At 74.3% G+C, this 15,178-nt stretch carries 11 protein-coding genes; 6 read left to right on the top strand and 5 right to left on the bottom strand.

What is annotated here, in order from left to right:
* Positions 1-8: 8 nt before the first annotated feature.
* Both surE and WME83_RS18035 read left to right on the top strand, forming a co-directional pair.
* Positions 9-785, top strand: coding sequence for a 5'/3'-nucleotidase SurE (gene surE / locus WME83_RS18040; protein ID WP_437320518.1), 777 nt, complete (start codon positions 9-11; stop codon positions 783-785).
* Between the two features lie 37 nt (positions 786-822).
* The gene (locus WME83_RS18035) at positions 823-1,425 is read left to right on the top strand and encodes an adenine phosphoribosyltransferase (RefSeq protein WP_020735568.1); all 603 of its coding nucleotides are present in this window, start codon (positions 823-825) and stop codon (positions 1,423-1,425) included.
* 4 nt (positions 1,426-1,429) lie between these two features.
* Here WME83_RS18035 and WME83_RS18030 read toward each other — a convergent pair whose 3' ends face one another.
* Positions 1,430-2,596, bottom strand: coding sequence for a hypothetical protein (locus WME83_RS18030; protein WP_437320517.1), 1,167 nt, complete (start codon positions 2,594-2,596; stop codon positions 1,430-1,432).
* 190 nt (positions 2,597-2,786) lie between these two features.
* Here WME83_RS18030 and WME83_RS18025 point away from each other — a divergent pair, with 190 nt between their 5' ends.
* Both WME83_RS18025 and WME83_RS18020 read left to right on the top strand, forming a co-directional pair.
* Positions 2,787-4,058, top strand: a complete 1,272-nt coding sequence (locus WME83_RS18025) for an esterase/lipase family protein (protein ID WP_437320516.1) — start codon at positions 2,787-2,789, stop codon at positions 4,056-4,058.
* On the top strand, positions 4,055-4,819 hold the full coding sequence (locus WME83_RS18020) for a uracil-DNA glycosylase (RefSeq protein ID WP_437320515.1): 765 nt from the start codon (positions 4,055-4,057) through the stop codon (positions 4,817-4,819). The genes WME83_RS18025 and WME83_RS18020 overlap by 4 nt, the downstream gene beginning before the upstream one ends.
* A gap of 1 nt (position 4,820) precedes the next feature.
* On the opposite strand, the gene grxD is transcribed toward WME83_RS18020, so the two are convergent.
* Positions 4,821-5,135, bottom strand: a complete 315-nt coding sequence (gene grxD / locus WME83_RS18015; RefSeq protein WP_437320514.1) for a Grx4 family monothiol glutaredoxin — start codon at positions 5,133-5,135, stop codon at positions 4,821-4,823.
* A 675-nt stretch (positions 5,136-5,810) separates the two neighbouring features.
* On the opposite strand from grxD, the gene WME83_RS18010 reads away from it, so the two are divergent.
* Together WME83_RS18010 and WME83_RS18005 are read left to right on the top strand one after the other, a co-directional pair.
* Complete coding sequence (locus WME83_RS18010; protein ID WP_437320513.1) at positions 5,811-6,488, top strand: hypothetical protein; 678 nt, start codon at positions 5,811-5,813, stop codon at positions 6,486-6,488.
* Positions 6,489-6,728: 240 nt separating this feature from the next.
* Complete coding sequence (locus tag WME83_RS18005) at positions 6,729-8,294, top strand: hypothetical protein (RefSeq protein WP_437320512.1); 1,566 nt, start codon at positions 6,729-6,731, stop codon at positions 8,292-8,294.
* A gap of 3 nt (positions 8,295-8,297) precedes the next feature.
* On the opposite strand, the gene WME83_RS18000 is transcribed toward WME83_RS18005, so the two are convergent.
* The 3 genes from WME83_RS18000 to WME83_RS17990 all read right to left on the bottom strand — a co-directional run bounded on the left by WME83_RS18000 (position 8,298) and on the right by WME83_RS17990 (position 15,097).
* Positions 8,298-11,405, bottom strand: a complete 3,108-nt coding sequence (locus WME83_RS18000) for a hypothetical protein (protein WP_437320511.1) — start codon at positions 11,403-11,405, stop codon at positions 8,298-8,300.
* 251 nt (positions 11,406-11,656) lie between these two features.
* Entirely contained in the window at positions 11,657-12,985 is a 1,329-nt protein-coding gene (locus WME83_RS17995; RefSeq protein ID WP_437320510.1) for a zinc-ribbon domain-containing protein, read from the bottom strand.
* Between the two features lie 372 nt (positions 12,986-13,357).
* On the bottom strand, positions 13,358-15,097 hold the full coding sequence (locus WME83_RS17990) for a sigma-54-dependent transcriptional regulator (RefSeq protein ID WP_437320509.1): 1,740 nt from the start codon (positions 15,095-15,097) through the stop codon (positions 13,358-13,360).
* Positions 15,098-15,178: the final 81 nt, after the last annotated feature.

The raw sequence follows: 15,178 nt of genomic DNA, 5'->3' as shown, positions 1-15,178 counted from the left end.
GCGAACGCATGCGCCCTCTGATCCTCCTCTCCAATGACGACGGCTACTCGGCCCCGGGCCTCATCGCGGTGCGCGACGAGCTCGCCCAGCACGCCGACGTGGTGGTGTGCGCCCCCGCGGTCAACCAGAGCGCGACGAGCCACTCCCTGAGCCTGCACCGCGTCCTCCGGCTGCTGGAGGCCGCGCCCGGCGTGTTCGCGGTCGACGGGACGCCCGCCGACTGCATCTACGTGGCCCTCCACGCCGGCACGCGCGTGCTGCCGCGCCGCCCGGATCTGGTCGTGTCCGGCATGAACCACGGGCTCAACCTGAGCTCGGACATCTTCTACTCGGGCACCGTGGCCGCGGCGCGCGAAGGAGCGCTCCGCGGCATCCCCTCGATCGCGCTCTCCGCCGACGCGGGCGCGTCGCGCCCGGCCGCGGCGGCGCTCGGCGTCCAGCTCGCCCTCGCCCTCCACCGGGCCGCCGGGCAGGAGGCGCGCCGGCCGGCGCCGCTGCTCAACGTCAACATCCCCGCGGGCAGCAGCTGGCCCGTGCGCGCCACGCGCATCGGCGCGCGCCTCTACACCGAGGAGGTGATCTTTCGCCAGGATCCGCGCGGGCACGAGTACCTCTGGATCGGCGGCGCGGGCGTGCGTCACGACCTCGTCCCCGGCTCGGACACGGAGGCCTACGACGAGGGCGCCGTCAGCGTCACCCCGCTGACCCTCGACCTGTTCGCGGCGCAGCACGAGAGCGTCGCGCGGACGATCGCCGCGGAGCTCAACGACGGCCGCGCCGCCTGACGGCGCGAGCGTCGCCCTCGATCGCTTTCCGGCTCGGGTGCGCTCGCCTACGCTCGGCGCCATGTTCAACCACGACGCCCTGCCCTCCGAGCACGCGCTCCGCTACCTCAAAGCCCACCTCCGCAACGTCCCGGATTTTCCGAAGCCCGGCATCCTCTTCAAGGACATCACGCCGCTCCTCGCCGACCCGCGGGCGTTCCACATCACGCTGGATCTCCTGGCCCAGCGCTACATCGGGGAGCACGTCGACGTCGTGGTCGGCGTCGAGTCCCGCGGCTTCATCTTCGGCGGCGCGCTGTCGGCCCGGCTGAACGCGAGCTTCGTGCCCGTGCGCAAGCCCGGCAAGCTCCCGGCCGCGACCGATCGGGTGGCGTACGCGCTCGAGTACGGCACGGCGGAGCTGGAGATGCACAAGGGGTCGATCCAGCCGGGGGCCAGGGTCCTCGTCGTGGACGACCTGCTCGCGACCGGCGGCACGGCCTCGGCCGCCGCGGAGCTCGCGCGCAAGCAGGGCGGCGAGATCGCCGGCTTTGCCTTCGTCGTCGAGCTCGATTTCCTGGGCGGCCGGACGCTCCTCGCGCAGCGGGCCGGCGACGGGGCCCGCGTCTACTCGATCGTGCGCTTCGCCGCGGGCGAGTGATCGTTCAGTCCTGCCCCACGCCGACCTGCAGCTTGCGCGCGACGATGCGGCTCGCGCTGGTCGCCCGGGTCGGCCCGCCGACGGGAAACGTGATCACGACGGCGTCCGACCCGCCCTTGGCGATGCTGCCGCCGTGCGCCCCCACCAGCTTGCCGAGGGCCGCGGCGTCGAGCGACGCGCCGGCGCTCCGCAGCGCGTCGATCCGGCCCGCCCCGTGCAGCGCGGCCAGCGCGCCTCGATCGACCGCCGGCATCTCGGCGAAGAGGCCGGACGCATAGACGAGCGCCGTCGCCGCGGCCGCCGGATCCCGGCCGCGGAACCAGGCGCCCGCGTCGTGGTACGGCAGGTGCGCGCAGCGCGCGTACAGGGCGCCGAGCTCAGCGCTCGCCGCGTCGGCCATGCGATCGGCGAGCGCGACGAAGCGCGCCCGGAGCGCGGGATCGAAGTACGCCCGCGCGTACCCGCCGGAGAACCGGGCCACGACGGCGCGCCACGACGGCGAGCGCCCCGCCTCCGCCTCGTCGAACCCGGGGACGATCTCGACGAGCCCGTCGGTGATCGCCGCGAGCTCTGCGTCGGCGGCCGCCGTCAGCTTGCCCTGAGCGACGAGCGCCCCCACCCCCACGGACGCGGCGGAGAGGGCTTCCTGCCCCGCCTCGCCGGCGGCGGCCTGCGCCGCGCCGAAGCCGCGCGGCGTCGCCATCCAGAGCTCGGCGACCCAGCCCGCGAGCTCGAACGGCCCCATCGACGCCCCCGAGTAGATCCGCTTGCGGGCCGCCTCGCAGGTGCGCGCGTTGCGCGCCGCGTCCTCGCCGGCGGTCGTCTCCGGCGCGGCCGGCAAGGCGGCCGGCGCCTCCCGCGATCGAAGCAGGCGCACGGCGACGAGCACGCCGACGATCGCGAGGACGATGGCGCCGATGGGGATCACGACGTGCCGCGCCGGCCGCCCCGGCGCGATCGGCGCGGGCGGCGCCAGCGAGCTCACCGCGCGGTGCGCCTGCGCGAGCCGCCGAGCGAGGTCGGACGCCTTGCGTGTGCGCAGGTCCTGCGGCAGGAGCGGCCACTGCTCGACCAGCTGCTCCAGATCGATCACGACCGGCGCCCCGCGACCGTGCAGCGCGATCTGCCTCCCCTGGACGCTCACCGCGCCCGATGTTCCGAACAGGCCCAAGGCCTCCTGGACAGCCGCCTCGATTTCCCGCGCGCTGGAGTCGTCCACGATCGCAGAGTACCCGGATTTCCGGGCGGCATGCCGTCGCAACTTTGCGGAGCGCCCGGGGCTCTCGGGCGCGGGCGCGGGCGGCGCCGGGGCGGCGCGGGAAATGCCGCGGAAGGGCGATGGAAATGGCACATTCCCGCGCGTGCAGAAGACGCGCGTCTACCTATCGCCAGGCATGTTCGGGTTCGCCACCCTGGGCTCCCTCGAGTACTTCGAGCATTTCATCCGCGCGATCGAGGAGCGCTTCCGCGATCGCGGCCGCGCCGTCGAGATCCACGTCTGCGAGGTGCACCCGACGGCATCCATCCTCCGCCGGGCCGCGAAGCTCGCCCGCCTCGTGGACGAGAGCGCCGGGGACGACGATGGTCCGATCCACATCGTCGGCCACTCGACCGGGGGCCTCGACGCCCGCCTCGTCGCCTCGCCGACGGTGCGCCTGCCGGGCAACGCGCACCGCCGGCTCGGCTGGACGAGCCGGCTGCGGTCCGTCACCACGATCAACACGCCCCACTTCGGCACGCCGCTCGCCGCGTTCTTCGCCACGGTGAGCGGCCAGCGCCTGCTCTACGCCGTCACGGCGCTCACGGTGGCCGGCCTCAAGCTCGGCGCGCCGCCGCTCGCGGCCGCGTCTGCGCTCGTCGCCGCGCTCGGCCGGGCGCAGCTCGGCTTCTTCGAGATCGAGCTCGTCGATCGCTCGGTCGAGAGCTTCATCCGCGTCCTCGACGACGCGTCGAGCCGCGAGCTGCGCGCCTGGCTCAAGCTCCTGCGCGACGACCAGGGCGCCATCGTCCAGCTCATGCCCGAGGCGATGGATCTGCTCCACGCCGGCCTGGAGGACCGCGCGGGCCTGCGCTACCAGAGCGTCGCGACGTACGCGCCGCGCAACGCCGTCCGCGACTGGGTGTCGGCGCTGCGATCGCCGTGGGGCGCCATGTCGGCCGCCATCTTCACCGCGCTCTCGAACATCACGGCCCGCCTGGACGAGCACTACCCGTGTCGCTCGCACGACGGCTCGATCGAGCAGAAGCTCGCGCGCGTCCTCGGCGAGCTGCCGCCGCCGGACGCCAACGACGGCGTGGTCCCGCTCGCCTCGCAGGTCTGGGGGGATCTCATCTGGGCCGGCAAGGCCGACCACCTGGACATCGTCGGCCACTTCCCCGGCAAGGGCGGGCACATCGACTGGCTGGCGAGCGGCGCGCGCTTCAACCGCCTGCGCTTCGACGCGGTGCTCGACCGCATCGTCACCGGGATGGTGGCCGGGGAGCAGAGCAGCGCCGCGGAGCAAGCCGCGCCGCCGCCGCGCCCGGTCGTGGAGACGCGCGTGCGGGAGCGCGATCTCGACATGGCGCAGGGCAGCGTCCTCGACGCTGCGCAGGGCAGCGCCTCGACCGGATCGGGCGGAGAGCCCGCGTGAGCCGCGGCGGCGCGGCGCGCGCGCTCCAGGAGATCGCGGAGGAGCTCGTCGAGTGCCGCCGCTGCCCGCGGCTCGTGGCGTGGCGCGAGGACATCGCGCGGGAGAAGCGGCGCGCCTACCGGGACCAGACCTACTGGGGCCGCCCCGTGCCCGGCTTCGGCGATCCGGAGGCGCCGCTCGTGATCGTCGGGCTCGCGCCGGCCGCGCACGGCGCGAACCGCACCGGCCGGATGTTCACGGGCGATCGCTCGGGCGACTTCCTCTACGCGGCGCTCTTTCGAGCGGGGCTCGCGTCGCAGCCGACGAGCGTCTCGCGCGACGATGGGCTCTCGCTCCGGGGCGTGTTCATCACCGCCCCCTGCCGCTGCGCTCCCCCGGACAACAAGCCCATGCCCGACGAGCTCGCGGCGTGCCGCGGCTGGATCGAGCGAGAGCTCGCCGCCCTGCACCGCGCGCGCGTCTACCTCGCGCTCGGCAAGATCGGCTACGACGCCGTCGCCGCGCTCGCCCGCTCGCGCGGCGCGTCCGCCGGCGACCGCGCGCGACGCCGCGCCGAGGCCGACGTGCGCCTGCCGCCCTTCGCGCACGGCGTGGAGGCGACCCTCCCCGACCCGCGCGGCGGCGCCGGGGAGGCGCGGCTCTTCGGCAGCTACCACGTCAGCCAGCAGAACACCCAGACCGGGCGGCTCACCGGCGACATGTTCGACGAGGTCCTGCGCCGCGCCCTGGAGGCAGCGGGGCTTCGCGCCCTGGAGCGATAGGCTAGCCCTGCTGCGACAGGAGCTTCTGCAGATCGCCCGACTGGAACATCTCCGTCAGGATGTCGGAGCCGCCGATGAACTTCCCGTCCACGTAGACCTGCGGGATCGTCGGCCACTGCGAGTAATCCTTGATTCCCTGGCGCAGCGAGGGGTCGGTCAGCACGTTGACGTCTTTGAAGTCCACGCCGCACTTCTTCAGGATGTCGACGGCCCGCGCCGAAAATCCGCATTGCGGGAAGGTCTTCGTGCCCTTCATGAAGAGGACGACGCGGTTGGTCTCGACGGTATCCTTGATCGTCTGGTGGATGTCGCTCATGGCTCGTTCCTGATTTCCCGCCCCGAGCGGGATCGCCCGTTGTTCAATCTCCACGGAAGCGGCGCGTGACTGGCGGACCGCATCCGATGCCGGCCGGCGGAGCTCGCAGCGGGATCACCCTTGGATCGCCAGGCGGACCACGTGACCGACGCGCGCCAGACGCGCAGCTGTGGGCGGGGTTTTTGGTGTCGTCCTTCGCCCGCGTCAACTGGGCGAGCGCGCCCCACGGGTCCGTTCCGGGAAGCAGGGATCCCACGCGCCCACGGGCGCATGCGGCGGCGGCTCCGCGCCTCCTCGACGTCGACGCGACGGGAGGATGGCCACATCGGCCGGGCTCAGCGCACCCGCCGATGGATCGGACGACCGCTGCCCGGCAGACCGCGGCGTCGGCGCGGCGCCGTGCGCTCCTCTCCCCGTGGGCACAGACGTCGCATGCCGGTCGACGCGTGCTCCTCGGACCGAGGCCGCTGCCGCCGCGACCTCCGCTTTTCGCCGGCTCTGCACGCATCAGCCCGCCGGCAGCTCAGCGTCTGGCCTCGCGCCGCCAAGTCGTTGTAGAACACGCCCCCACCTCAGCCGTCTTACCGACCGTGACCAGCGGCCGTGAGCCGCCGCGGGTGCGGCGAGCGTCCCAATGTCGTGGCCTCACCCCGCACAACCCTGAAGGAGCCTCGTATGCGCTTGTACGTCCTCATCCCTGCGGCCCTGCTCGGCCTCGCGCCCCTCGCTTGCGGCGGCAGCGACCCGGAGCCGAACAACCCGTCGCAGATGCAGAACCAGTACGGGGCGTCTACCTACCCGCCCGGCCAGTACCCCCCCGGGCAGTACGGTCAGCCCACCCAGCCGGGCCAGTACGGTCAGCCGACCACCCAGCCGGGATACACGCCGCCGGCCACCACGACCCCCACCACGACCCCCACCACGCCGCAGACCGGCACGAGCACCGGGCAGGCGACCCCGATCGCGCCCGCGGCCGTGAGCGCCGCGACCCCTGTGCTCACCGCCATGGCCGCCTCCGAGGTCCAGGGCATGCAGCCGGAAGGCGGCGCCTTCGCCGGGCAGTTCCAGGACGGCCAGACGCTCGAGCAGCCGTTCAACATCCAGCCGGGCAAGTGTTACTCGGTCATCGGCGTGGGCCTCGGCGTCCAGGAGCTCAACCTGCAGATCGTCGCGCAGCCGGCGCCGATGCTGCCTCCGGTGGTCCTCTCGCAGGACAACACCACGGGACCGAACGCCACGCTCGGCGGCAAGGGCCAGTGCTTCAAGAACCCGCTCCCCGTCGGCGGTCCGGCGAAGGCCGTCATGACCGTCCGGGGCAGCGGCCTGGCCGTCGCCCAGATCTACGTGAAGTAGCCGCCTCCCTCCGCGGCCGTGCGCCGCGTTCCCCGCCTCCCACGGCTCCGCGCGGCGCCGCAGCTCGCGCCTCACGGGGCCGCGGCGCGCGGCATTGCTCGCGGGCTCGCCCGGCGCGCTCGCGCTTGCGCCTGCGGCCGCTCGCCGATCGTCAGCGTCGCTGGCCACGGCTCGCCGGGAAGCGGCTATGCGCTCGGCCCTCGGCTTTTCGCCCATGGAGGTGCGAGGTACACTCCACGGGTGAACTTGCCTTCGATGCACTGGGCGCTCCGGGTCGCCATGGTCGGACTGGCGTCCTGCTCGTTTCGTCTGACCGATGGGGCCGCGGGGGAGGCCGATGTTCCCCCGGATGCCTCTCGGCCGGTGACGCTGGCGTTCGATGAGCCAGGGACGCTTCAGCTCGCGCCGGGGGAGCTGCGCACGGTGTGGGTCACGGGCCAGCCGCCCGCCCCCTACGAGGTGAGCTTCACCCTGCTCGGTGAGGCTGCGGGCGCGTGGGTCGACCGCACGACGACGATCGCGGACGAGAGCGGCAGGGCCTCGGTCCAGCTCCACGCCTCGAACCTGGGGAGCACGTTCCGGCTGCGCGCCGCCATGAAGGAAGGCCCGTCCGCTGAGCTCGGCGTGTCGGTGAGCGCCGAGGGCTTCGGCACGCTGCGCGTCATTCCGGTCTACCAGGGCACGCGCGTCGCCAAGAGCTGGACGGCGAGCGTCGTCGCCGAGGCGACCTGCGAGGAGCTCTCCACCGCGGCACCCCAGGCGCCGGTCGGCGCGCTCGTGGCGCACGGCGGTCCGGACGAGCCGGTCGTCGTCGACGGCGCCCCCGTGGGTCCGAGCCTCACCGTCGCGCTCCACAGCGGTCGGATCATGTGGGGCTGCGTGGGCGAGCGGGAGCTGCAGGCCGGCTCCGCTCGCGATGTGTACGTCCCGGTCAAGGACCTGCCGATCGATCTGGCGGCGACGCGCCTCGACGCGAAGCTGACGTTCGCGACGAACGATGGCCTGAACGCGATGCTCGAGGCGGCGGCCGAGCGGCTGATCGACGACTTCTTGCCGGCCGGCGCGGAGGCCGCGTCCCTGCTCGGCGCGATGCAGCGCGCGGCGCCACCCGCGCAGGCGGCCGCGTTCGCAGCGCAGCGGCTCGAGCGCGACTGGGACACGGCGGCGCAGGCGCACCTCGGCGCGCTCCCGGTCTCCCTGCGCAACCGGTGTGGTGAATGGGCCCGCGCCGGGCTCGCGGATACGCCGCTCGCGATCGACGGTCACCTGCGCGGGCCGGCGGACAACGACGCGACGGGAAGCGCGCTCTTCGAGGCGAGCTGGCTCGGCAGCGTGACCGCTGACAGCGCGGGCGTACCCGCGGAGCAGCTCATGTCGTGGACAGCGGATCCCGGCGACGTGCTCCGCCTCGCCGGGACGCTCTCGTGGGACCCGCGCGGTTATGTCGGCGGCGCGGCTGGGCTCGGGGCCGCAGCGGAGACGACGGCGGAGTCCGTCCCCGCGGCGCTCGCCGCCGCAGCGGAGTGCGCGGCGCTCGGCGAGCGGCTCGGCGGCTACGCCGGCTGCGACAGCGACTGCATGGCGGCGCTCTGCGCGGGCGGGCTCAAGCTCCTCTGGCGCGAGGGCGTGGAGGCGTCGAAGACCGCCGGGATCCTCGGCGAGATCGTCGTGAACGCCTCGGGACCGGCGCAGGTGAACAGCGCCGCGGCGCCGATCACCTGGACGGCAGACTGGCTCGGAACCATCCGCGACGGAGAGGGCCAGGAGGTGAGCGTCGAGGGACAGGTGAACGCGGTGTCCAACTAGGGCTCACCTGGCCGCGTCCTTCGGCGCGCAGCGCAGCCGCCACCTCCGGCCCGTCGCTCGCTCGGTCGCCGCGAGCGGGATCGCGTTCGCGGCGATGTCGAGCTGCCTCTCGGGCGCCTTCGAGAAGGTGCCCTGGAGCCTCACCGACATCGCCTCGACGCACGCGCTGCCGGGATCCAGGCGAAGCCGGAACTCGGCGCCATCGACGGACGGATAGCTGCCGCCGAGATCGAAGCTCGGCGAGCCCTCCAGGCTGGTGTCGAGGAGCCAGCCGTCCTGACCCGGGAGGCAGCGGTCGAGCGGCGCGTCGGCGAGATCTTTGCGACCGAGCGGCACCGCCTCGCCCAGCGCGCCCGTGTCGCGGTCGATCGGGAGCACGTGCCAGGAGCCGGCGCGCACGCCAGGGTCCGGGGCCGTCGAGATGAGCAGGCCGACACCGCCGCCCAGCGCGCGCCGGACGAGGCGCGGCGGATCGACGCCGTAGCTCGTGCGCCCCGGCCGATTGTAGGTCGCCAGCTGCCGCGCGATCCCGAGATCCGCGCGCCACAGCGCCACGGCGTCGTACGAGCCGCCGGGCGTCGCGAAGAACCAGGTCTCGCCGAGCCGCACGGCGCCGTTCGGAAACGGCCGGAGGAAATTGCCCGCGCGGCCGGCGCTGTCGCGCAATGGAAGGACCGGGAGCCCCTCGGAGACAGCGAACAGGTTGCATCCGGCGCCCCGGCACACGTGGGTCAACGCAGCCCGCCCGCCGGGATCGAGGTACGCCCCCCAGGACGCAGCCCCGTGGGTCGCGACGCCGAGCGCCTCGGCGGCCGACGCCTCATCCGACCAGGGTGAGGCGCTCACGCCGCTGGAGCGCACCCCGCCCTCCGGATCGAAGCGGTCGTCGAAGCGGATGAGCCAGCGCCCAGCGCGCGCCCAGTCCGCGCCGCGCTTGCCCCACGCATAGGCGCGCATCGTCACGATGTCGTACGGCGCTCCGTTGTCGAAGCCGATCTCATCCGCGCCGAGCGCGGGCGGCGGGGTGTTGCGGAACGGAGCCCACGCGGAGGCCGGCGTCTCCTTCGCCTGCGGGCGCGCGGCCGCCCGCGCTGACCGCGCTGTCGGGACGTCGCGCGCGGCGCGCGCGGCCGGCGGCCTGTCCGGCAGCGGCGGGGTCGAGGAGCCGAGCGCCTCGCAGCGCATCCCGATCGGGCTGCCCGCGCGCAGCGGCGTCTGGAGCACCGGCGGCGGCTTCGCTTCGGCGAGATCGTCCGGAAGCGCCGTCTTCCCCCAGCCGACTCGGATCCAGCCCTTGAAGACGCAGCCGACAGGCCCGCATGCGCGCGTCCTGGACGCCGCCGTGTCGTCGTCGCGCTCCGGCACCTCGATCGCGCGCCAGGTCATGCCGCCGTCCGTCGACTCGGCGGCGCGCTCGCCCTCTCCCAGGGAGAGCGCGAACCGCCCCGAGAGGATCGCACCCGTGGCGTCCTGGCGCGGCGCGCCGGCGCTCACGGCGCCGCTCTTCACGTCGATCCGGACGCCGACGATTGGACCGCCGGCCTCGACCCAGCCGCCGAGCACGCCGGGCTCGCGCTCCTCGAACCCCTCCAGCCACATCCCGCGCTGCAGCTCGCGGGCCGTGCTGCGAGGCTTGGTCGGAAGGCTCAACGGGACGGCGGTGACGTCGCTGCCCTTGAGGAGCGTGACTTGCCCCGACGCGCCGGGGCGAGGCGGCGAGAGGACGGCGACCCGGCCGTCCGCGAGCGCGACGACGCGCTCGACGCCGGCGTCCCGAGCGGGCGCGCGCACGTGGATCTCGCGGGTGCCTCCGTCGGCGGAGACGATGCAGTACGCGCGGCCGTCACGCACATCGCCGTCCTCCTCGCACGAGCCGCGGATCACCAGGGCGCCGTTGCCGCTCGAGGACACGAAGCGGGGCTTGTCGAAGCGCATCAGGCGGCGCATGCCGAGCGGCGGCTGGAACGCGTAGAGCGTCGTCGGGCCCTCGCGCTCGCCGCAGACGAAGCCGAACGACGCGCCCGTGCGGAGCGCATGGCACGTCGCCTCGCGCTCGGGGTAGGCGTCGGTCGCGACGTCGACGACCGCCCCGTCGCGCAGCGAGACGCGCGCCAGGGCGCCGCCGCGGGCCACCACCGCGGTGGCGCTCGAGTCGGGCCAACCGTCCTCGACCGCGGCGCGCAGCGGGCGCCGACCGAACGGCCCCTGGACACGCGCCGGGGGCTCCTGCACATCGTCCGACGCCTCGAGGGTCCGGTACGTCACGCTGCCGCGGGCGTCGACCGAGTAGAACCCGTTCGCCGTCATCACCGCCGGGTCGCCGCCGATGATGCCCACGGACGTCGGCCGCGCGTCGATGTCGACCGGGCGCCACGTGGCCCCGGCGTCGAAGGTGACGAGCAGCCCGCGCAGATCGGCCTCGACCACGGCGCGCCAGCCGTCGGCGAACGCGAGCTGTCCGTAAGAGCTCGCCGCCGGGAGCGGGCCGAGGGGCATCGCCGCGCCCGTCTGCGCGTCGATCGCGAAGAGCCGGTGGCTGTGCGAGAGCCGCGCGTAGAGGCGATCGAACCCCGCGATGATCTCGTTCGCCTCCGACGGCAGCTGGACGAGCGGATCGAGCGGGGCGAGCCACGCGGGAGCCCGCCAGAGCTGCGCGCTGCCGCGGCTCGACGCGTAGAACAGGTAACCGCCGCCGAGCCGCGTCGGGAGCTTGATCGCGGTGATCTGGCCCGACGGCAGCAGATCGGCGGCGCGCTCGATCGATCCATCGTCGTGCGCGATGGCGCGCATGCGATCGATGAGCACCCGCTTGGCCCCTGCCTCGCTGGCCACCACGCCGCGCTCTCCGACGAGATCCGGCAGCAGCAGCGACGGCGTGACCATCGTCACGAGCGCCCCCTGCGCGGCTCGACCTCCCGGCCCCGAGAGCGACGGCTGCGCAGCGCCGCTGCCATCGCGCGACGCCGGCCCTCCTCCGGGCGGCGCCACCGCCGCCCGTCCGCCGCACGCTGCGGCGCTCGCGCCGAGGAGCAGCGCCGCGGCGAAGAGCGGCGAAGCGCCCGGTGTCCACCGAGGAATCGGCGCGTACAGCCGCCCGTCGAGCTCGGTCATGACGGACGATGCTAGCGCGCGCCCCGGGGCGCCGCACCGTTCTTGCTGCCGTGCGCTCGACGGAGGCAGCGCCGGATCACCCGTGCGAGGTCGCGCCCGCCGGTCCGCGGCGTGCGCGTGTCGCGCGGCGTGCGCGTGTCGCGCGGCGGGCGCATGTCGCGACGTGCGCTGGAGCCTCGCCGCAAGAGCACGGCGCATGCGGCGAGGCTCGCCGTTTCACCGCCGGGGCCAAATCGACGGCCCCCGCGCGTTCACTTGCCCTTGGCGGAGCACTGCATGGCGCACATCAGATCGCCCGCCGCGCACCCGCAGCCGCCGCGCTTCGGGGCCGGGGCGGCGGGCGCCGGCGACGCCGCGGCGGGCTCCTTCTTGCCCGCCGTGCTGCCGCCGCCGCTGGCCGGACGCGCCGGCCTCGAGGTCGCGCGCCCGCCCGCGGCCGCCGGGGCGGCGGTCGGCGCCGCGGATGCGGCCGCCTCCGCCGTGGCGCTCGCGGTCGCCGTCGCGGTGGGCACCGGCGCCGGCTCGGGCTCCGGGGGCGCCGTCGTCGCCGGGGCCGCCGCCGCGGGCGGCGTGGTCTCGGCAGCGGTGGGCGCCGGCGTCTCGCCGCCGCCCTTCATCAGCAGGAAGACGCCCGCGATCGCGATGCCCGCGATCGCGATGCCCGCGCCGATGATGATCGGCGCCCGGTTCTTGGGAGCCGCCTCGATGGTCGGCGGCGCGACGGACGGCGCCCGCGCCGTGGTCACGATCGGCGCGCTGAGCTGGAACAGGCCGCCGTCGTTGGCGACGATGCTCGCGACCGGCGACGGCGCTCGGACGCCCGTCCCCGCGGCGAGGGCCTTCAGGTCGATGAGGCCGGAGTCCTCCGAGGCGGCGGCGCTCGACCGCGCCGGCGTCGGGGCGGCCTTCGCCGTGAGGGCGCTCAGCGAGAACAGCATCGAGTTCTCGTCGCGCTGGCCGGGAGCCGCGCCGCTCTTGAAGAGCGGAGCGCTCGTGGCCACGTCGTCGGAGCTGGGCCGGTGCGCCTCGGGCCCCGGGCTGCCGCCGAAGAGGTCCTGCGTCGGGCGCGCCGGGTCGCGGCGCACCGCCGCCGCGCGAGGAGCGGCCGCCGCGACCGCCTCGACCCCGGAGGACGTCGGACCGGCGGGCGCGGCCGGGCTGGGCACCGACTGCGGCTGCACGGGCGCCGGCTCCTGCGCGGCCGTGGAGGCCGGCGCGCTGCCGGCGTGCAGCGCCGCGACGATCGTGTCGACCTGGCCGAGCGGCTGCCAGTCGGCCATCCCGTCCGCCCAGATGTACGTCTCGGCGTTGATCACCCCCGCCTGATAGCTGGCGACGATCTCCGCTATCGTCATGGAGCGTTGATCGCCGTCCGCCACGTTGACCAGGTACGTGGTCCCGTCGTTCGGAACGCTCGTGCCGGAGACCGGGTCGGCGGGCCCGCCGTTGGTCGTCACGCCCGAGCTGTTCACGAGGATCGTCGCGCCGCATTTGCGGCACTTGATCTTGACGGTTCTGCCTTGGACCTTCTCGTCCGAGACGGTGTATTTCGACTGACAGGACTGGCAGGTGATCTTCATTGGGGGCTGGCCCGCAGGGGTGTAGTGCCGGCGAGGCGTCGCGTAGAGTTTACCTTGATACCGCGCCGGTGGCCCGCTCTCTGACGTGCCAGTCGCGCGTCTGATCTCGCAGCTCCGCTTTACGATAGCCGAGGTCGTCGTCCCTTCGTAAAGCACAAAGGAACGGGCCGTCGTTGGGGCCGTTGTCGGGACGCATCGCAGGGGCCCCCAGGCCGGCTCCCCCCCGGGTGGGACCGGACGCCTGCGGGGCGCCCGTGGCGGCGCTCCTCGATGGGCTGCGGCTCACAACCCGGGCGGGCCGGGCGGCGCTGAGGTGCGCTGGAGTGCGGCGGTGCTGGAGTGCTGCCGTGCGGCGGGACGAGGGCGCTCCGTTCAGGCGTCGCCGCGCGCGGAGCCGAGCTCTTCGAGGCCGGGCTCGTCGGTGACGACCGGCACATCGTCGACGGGGTCCTGCGGCTCGGCGCTCTCGCTCGGCCCCTGGGCCTCGTGGCTGCCCACGTGCTCCCCGTACGCCTGGAGCTTCGAGTACAGACCGCGTCGGCTGATCCCGAGCACGCGGGCCGCGCGCTGCTTGTTGCCGCGCACGGCCTCGAGGGTCAGGAGGATGAGCTTGCGCTCGGCGTCCGCGAGGCGCGTGCCCACGGGGAGGCGCAGCACGAGCGGGTGCTCCGCCGCCTCGCCGGCGTCCCGCGCCGGCTCGGCCTCGTGCGCGCCCGCCTCCCCCGGCGGCCTTCGCGCGAGCGACGCGGGGCCCACGGAAGGCGGCGCAGGCGGCGCGACGATGGCATGCGACGGCGCCGGGTCGGAGGGGACCGCCATGTCCGACGCGTGGACGATCGGCACCGACATCGGCTCGGCCGGCTCGGCGTGGGCGACCGGCGCCGCAGCCTTCGCCGCCGGGAGGCTGTCGTACGAGCGCCGGGAAGACCGCCGCTCGATCCTGCCCTGGCCGAGCTGGACGTCGTTCGCCGAGACCAGCTCGTTCGAGGCGAAGAGCGCGGTCTGCTCGATGACGTTGCGCAGCTCGCGGACGTTGCCCGGCCAGTCGTGCTCCGCCAGCCGCTCGACGGCGGCGTCCGAGAGGCGGCGGGCCGGGGTGCCGTAGCGCTTGGCGAACTTGAGCAGGAAGCGCTCGGCGATGGGCAGGATGTCCTCCCTGCGCTCGCGCAGCGGGGGCAGCGTCACCGTGAACACGTTGAGCCGGTAGTACAGGTCCTCGCGGAAGACGCAGTCGTCGACGAGGTCGAGCAGATCCTTGTTCGTCGCCGCGACGACGCGGACGTCGGCCTCGATCTCCTTGCGGCCGCCGACGCGGGTGAACCGGTACGTCTCGAGCACGCGGAGCAGGCTGACCTGCACGGCAGCGTCCATCGTGCCCACCTCGTCGAGGAAGACGGTGCCGCCGGCGGCCGCCTCGAACTTGCCCTCCGCGGCCGCGAACGCGCCGGTGAACGAGCCCTTCTCGTGGCCGAAGAGCTCGCTGCCGATGAGCTCGCGCGGGATCGCGCCGGTGTGCACCGGGACGAACGGACCGCCGCGGCGGCGGCTCCGGTTGTGGATGGCGCGCGCGACGAGCTCCTTGCCCGTGCCGCTCTCGCCGACGATCAGCACGGGCGCCATCGTCGCGGCGACGCGCTCGATGCGGGTGAAGACCTCCCGCATCCGCGGCGAGCCGCCGATCATCCCCTCGAACACGAGCTGCCCGTGGAGGGAATCGTCGTCGTCGAACTCGGTCGGCGGCGACCAGAGCAGCTCGCGCACGAGCAGCACGAGGCGCGCTGGATCGAGCGGCTTCTGGAGGTAGTCGGCCGCCCCCAGCTTGAGGGCGTCGACGGCGCTCGAGATCGACGCGGCGCCGGTGACCATCACCACGTGCGGCGGCGGCGCCTTCGGCTCGGGGCCCTCGAGCTGCCCCGGGGAGAGCCGGCGCATGAGATCGACCCCCGTCATCCCGGGCAGGTTGAGGTCCGTGACGAGCACGTCAGCCGGCGTCCGCTGGTGGATCTCGAGCGCCTGCTCGCCGCTCGATGCGACGACGACGTCGAGCCCCTCGTGGCGCAGCACCGCCTCGAGGATGGCCGCCTGATCGGGCTCGTCCTCGACGAGGAGCACCCGGCCGTGGTGGCTGTGGCCTCGATGCGGCGAGCGCGCCTGTCCGCGCGGAATTGCAGCTGAAACTGCGTTCGGTCCCAA

This window comes from Sorangium sp. So ce385 (assembly GCF_051474135.1).
Lineage (GTDB): Bacteria > Myxococcota_A > Polyangia > Polyangiales > Polyangiaceae > Sorangium > Sorangium cellulosum_D.
The sequence above is the reverse complement of the archived record's forward strand: the minus strand, read 5'-3'. Positions and strand labels throughout refer to the sequence as shown.

What these genes read in the sequence shown, in the direction of transcription:
- grxD (WP_437320514.1), bottom strand. Translation starts at nt 5,135, where the DNA reads ATGAGCGACATCCACCAGACGATCAAGGATACCGTCGAGACCAACCGC.
- surE (WP_437320518.1), top strand. Translation starts at nt 9, where the DNA reads ATGCGCCCTCTGATCCTCCTCTCCAATGACGACGGCTACTCGGCCCCG.
- WME83_RS18010 (WP_437320513.1), top strand. Translation starts at nt 5,811, where the DNA reads ATGCGCTTGTACGTCCTCATCCCTGCGGCCCTGCTCGGCCTCGCGCCC.
- WME83_RS17995 (WP_437320510.1), bottom strand. Translation starts at nt 12,985, where the DNA reads ATGAAGATCACCTGCCAGTCCTGTCAGTCGAAATACACCGTCTCGGAC.
- WME83_RS18000 (WP_437320511.1), bottom strand. Translation starts at nt 11,405, where the DNA reads ATGACCGAGCTCGACGGGCGGCTGTACGCGCCGATTCCTCGGTGGACA.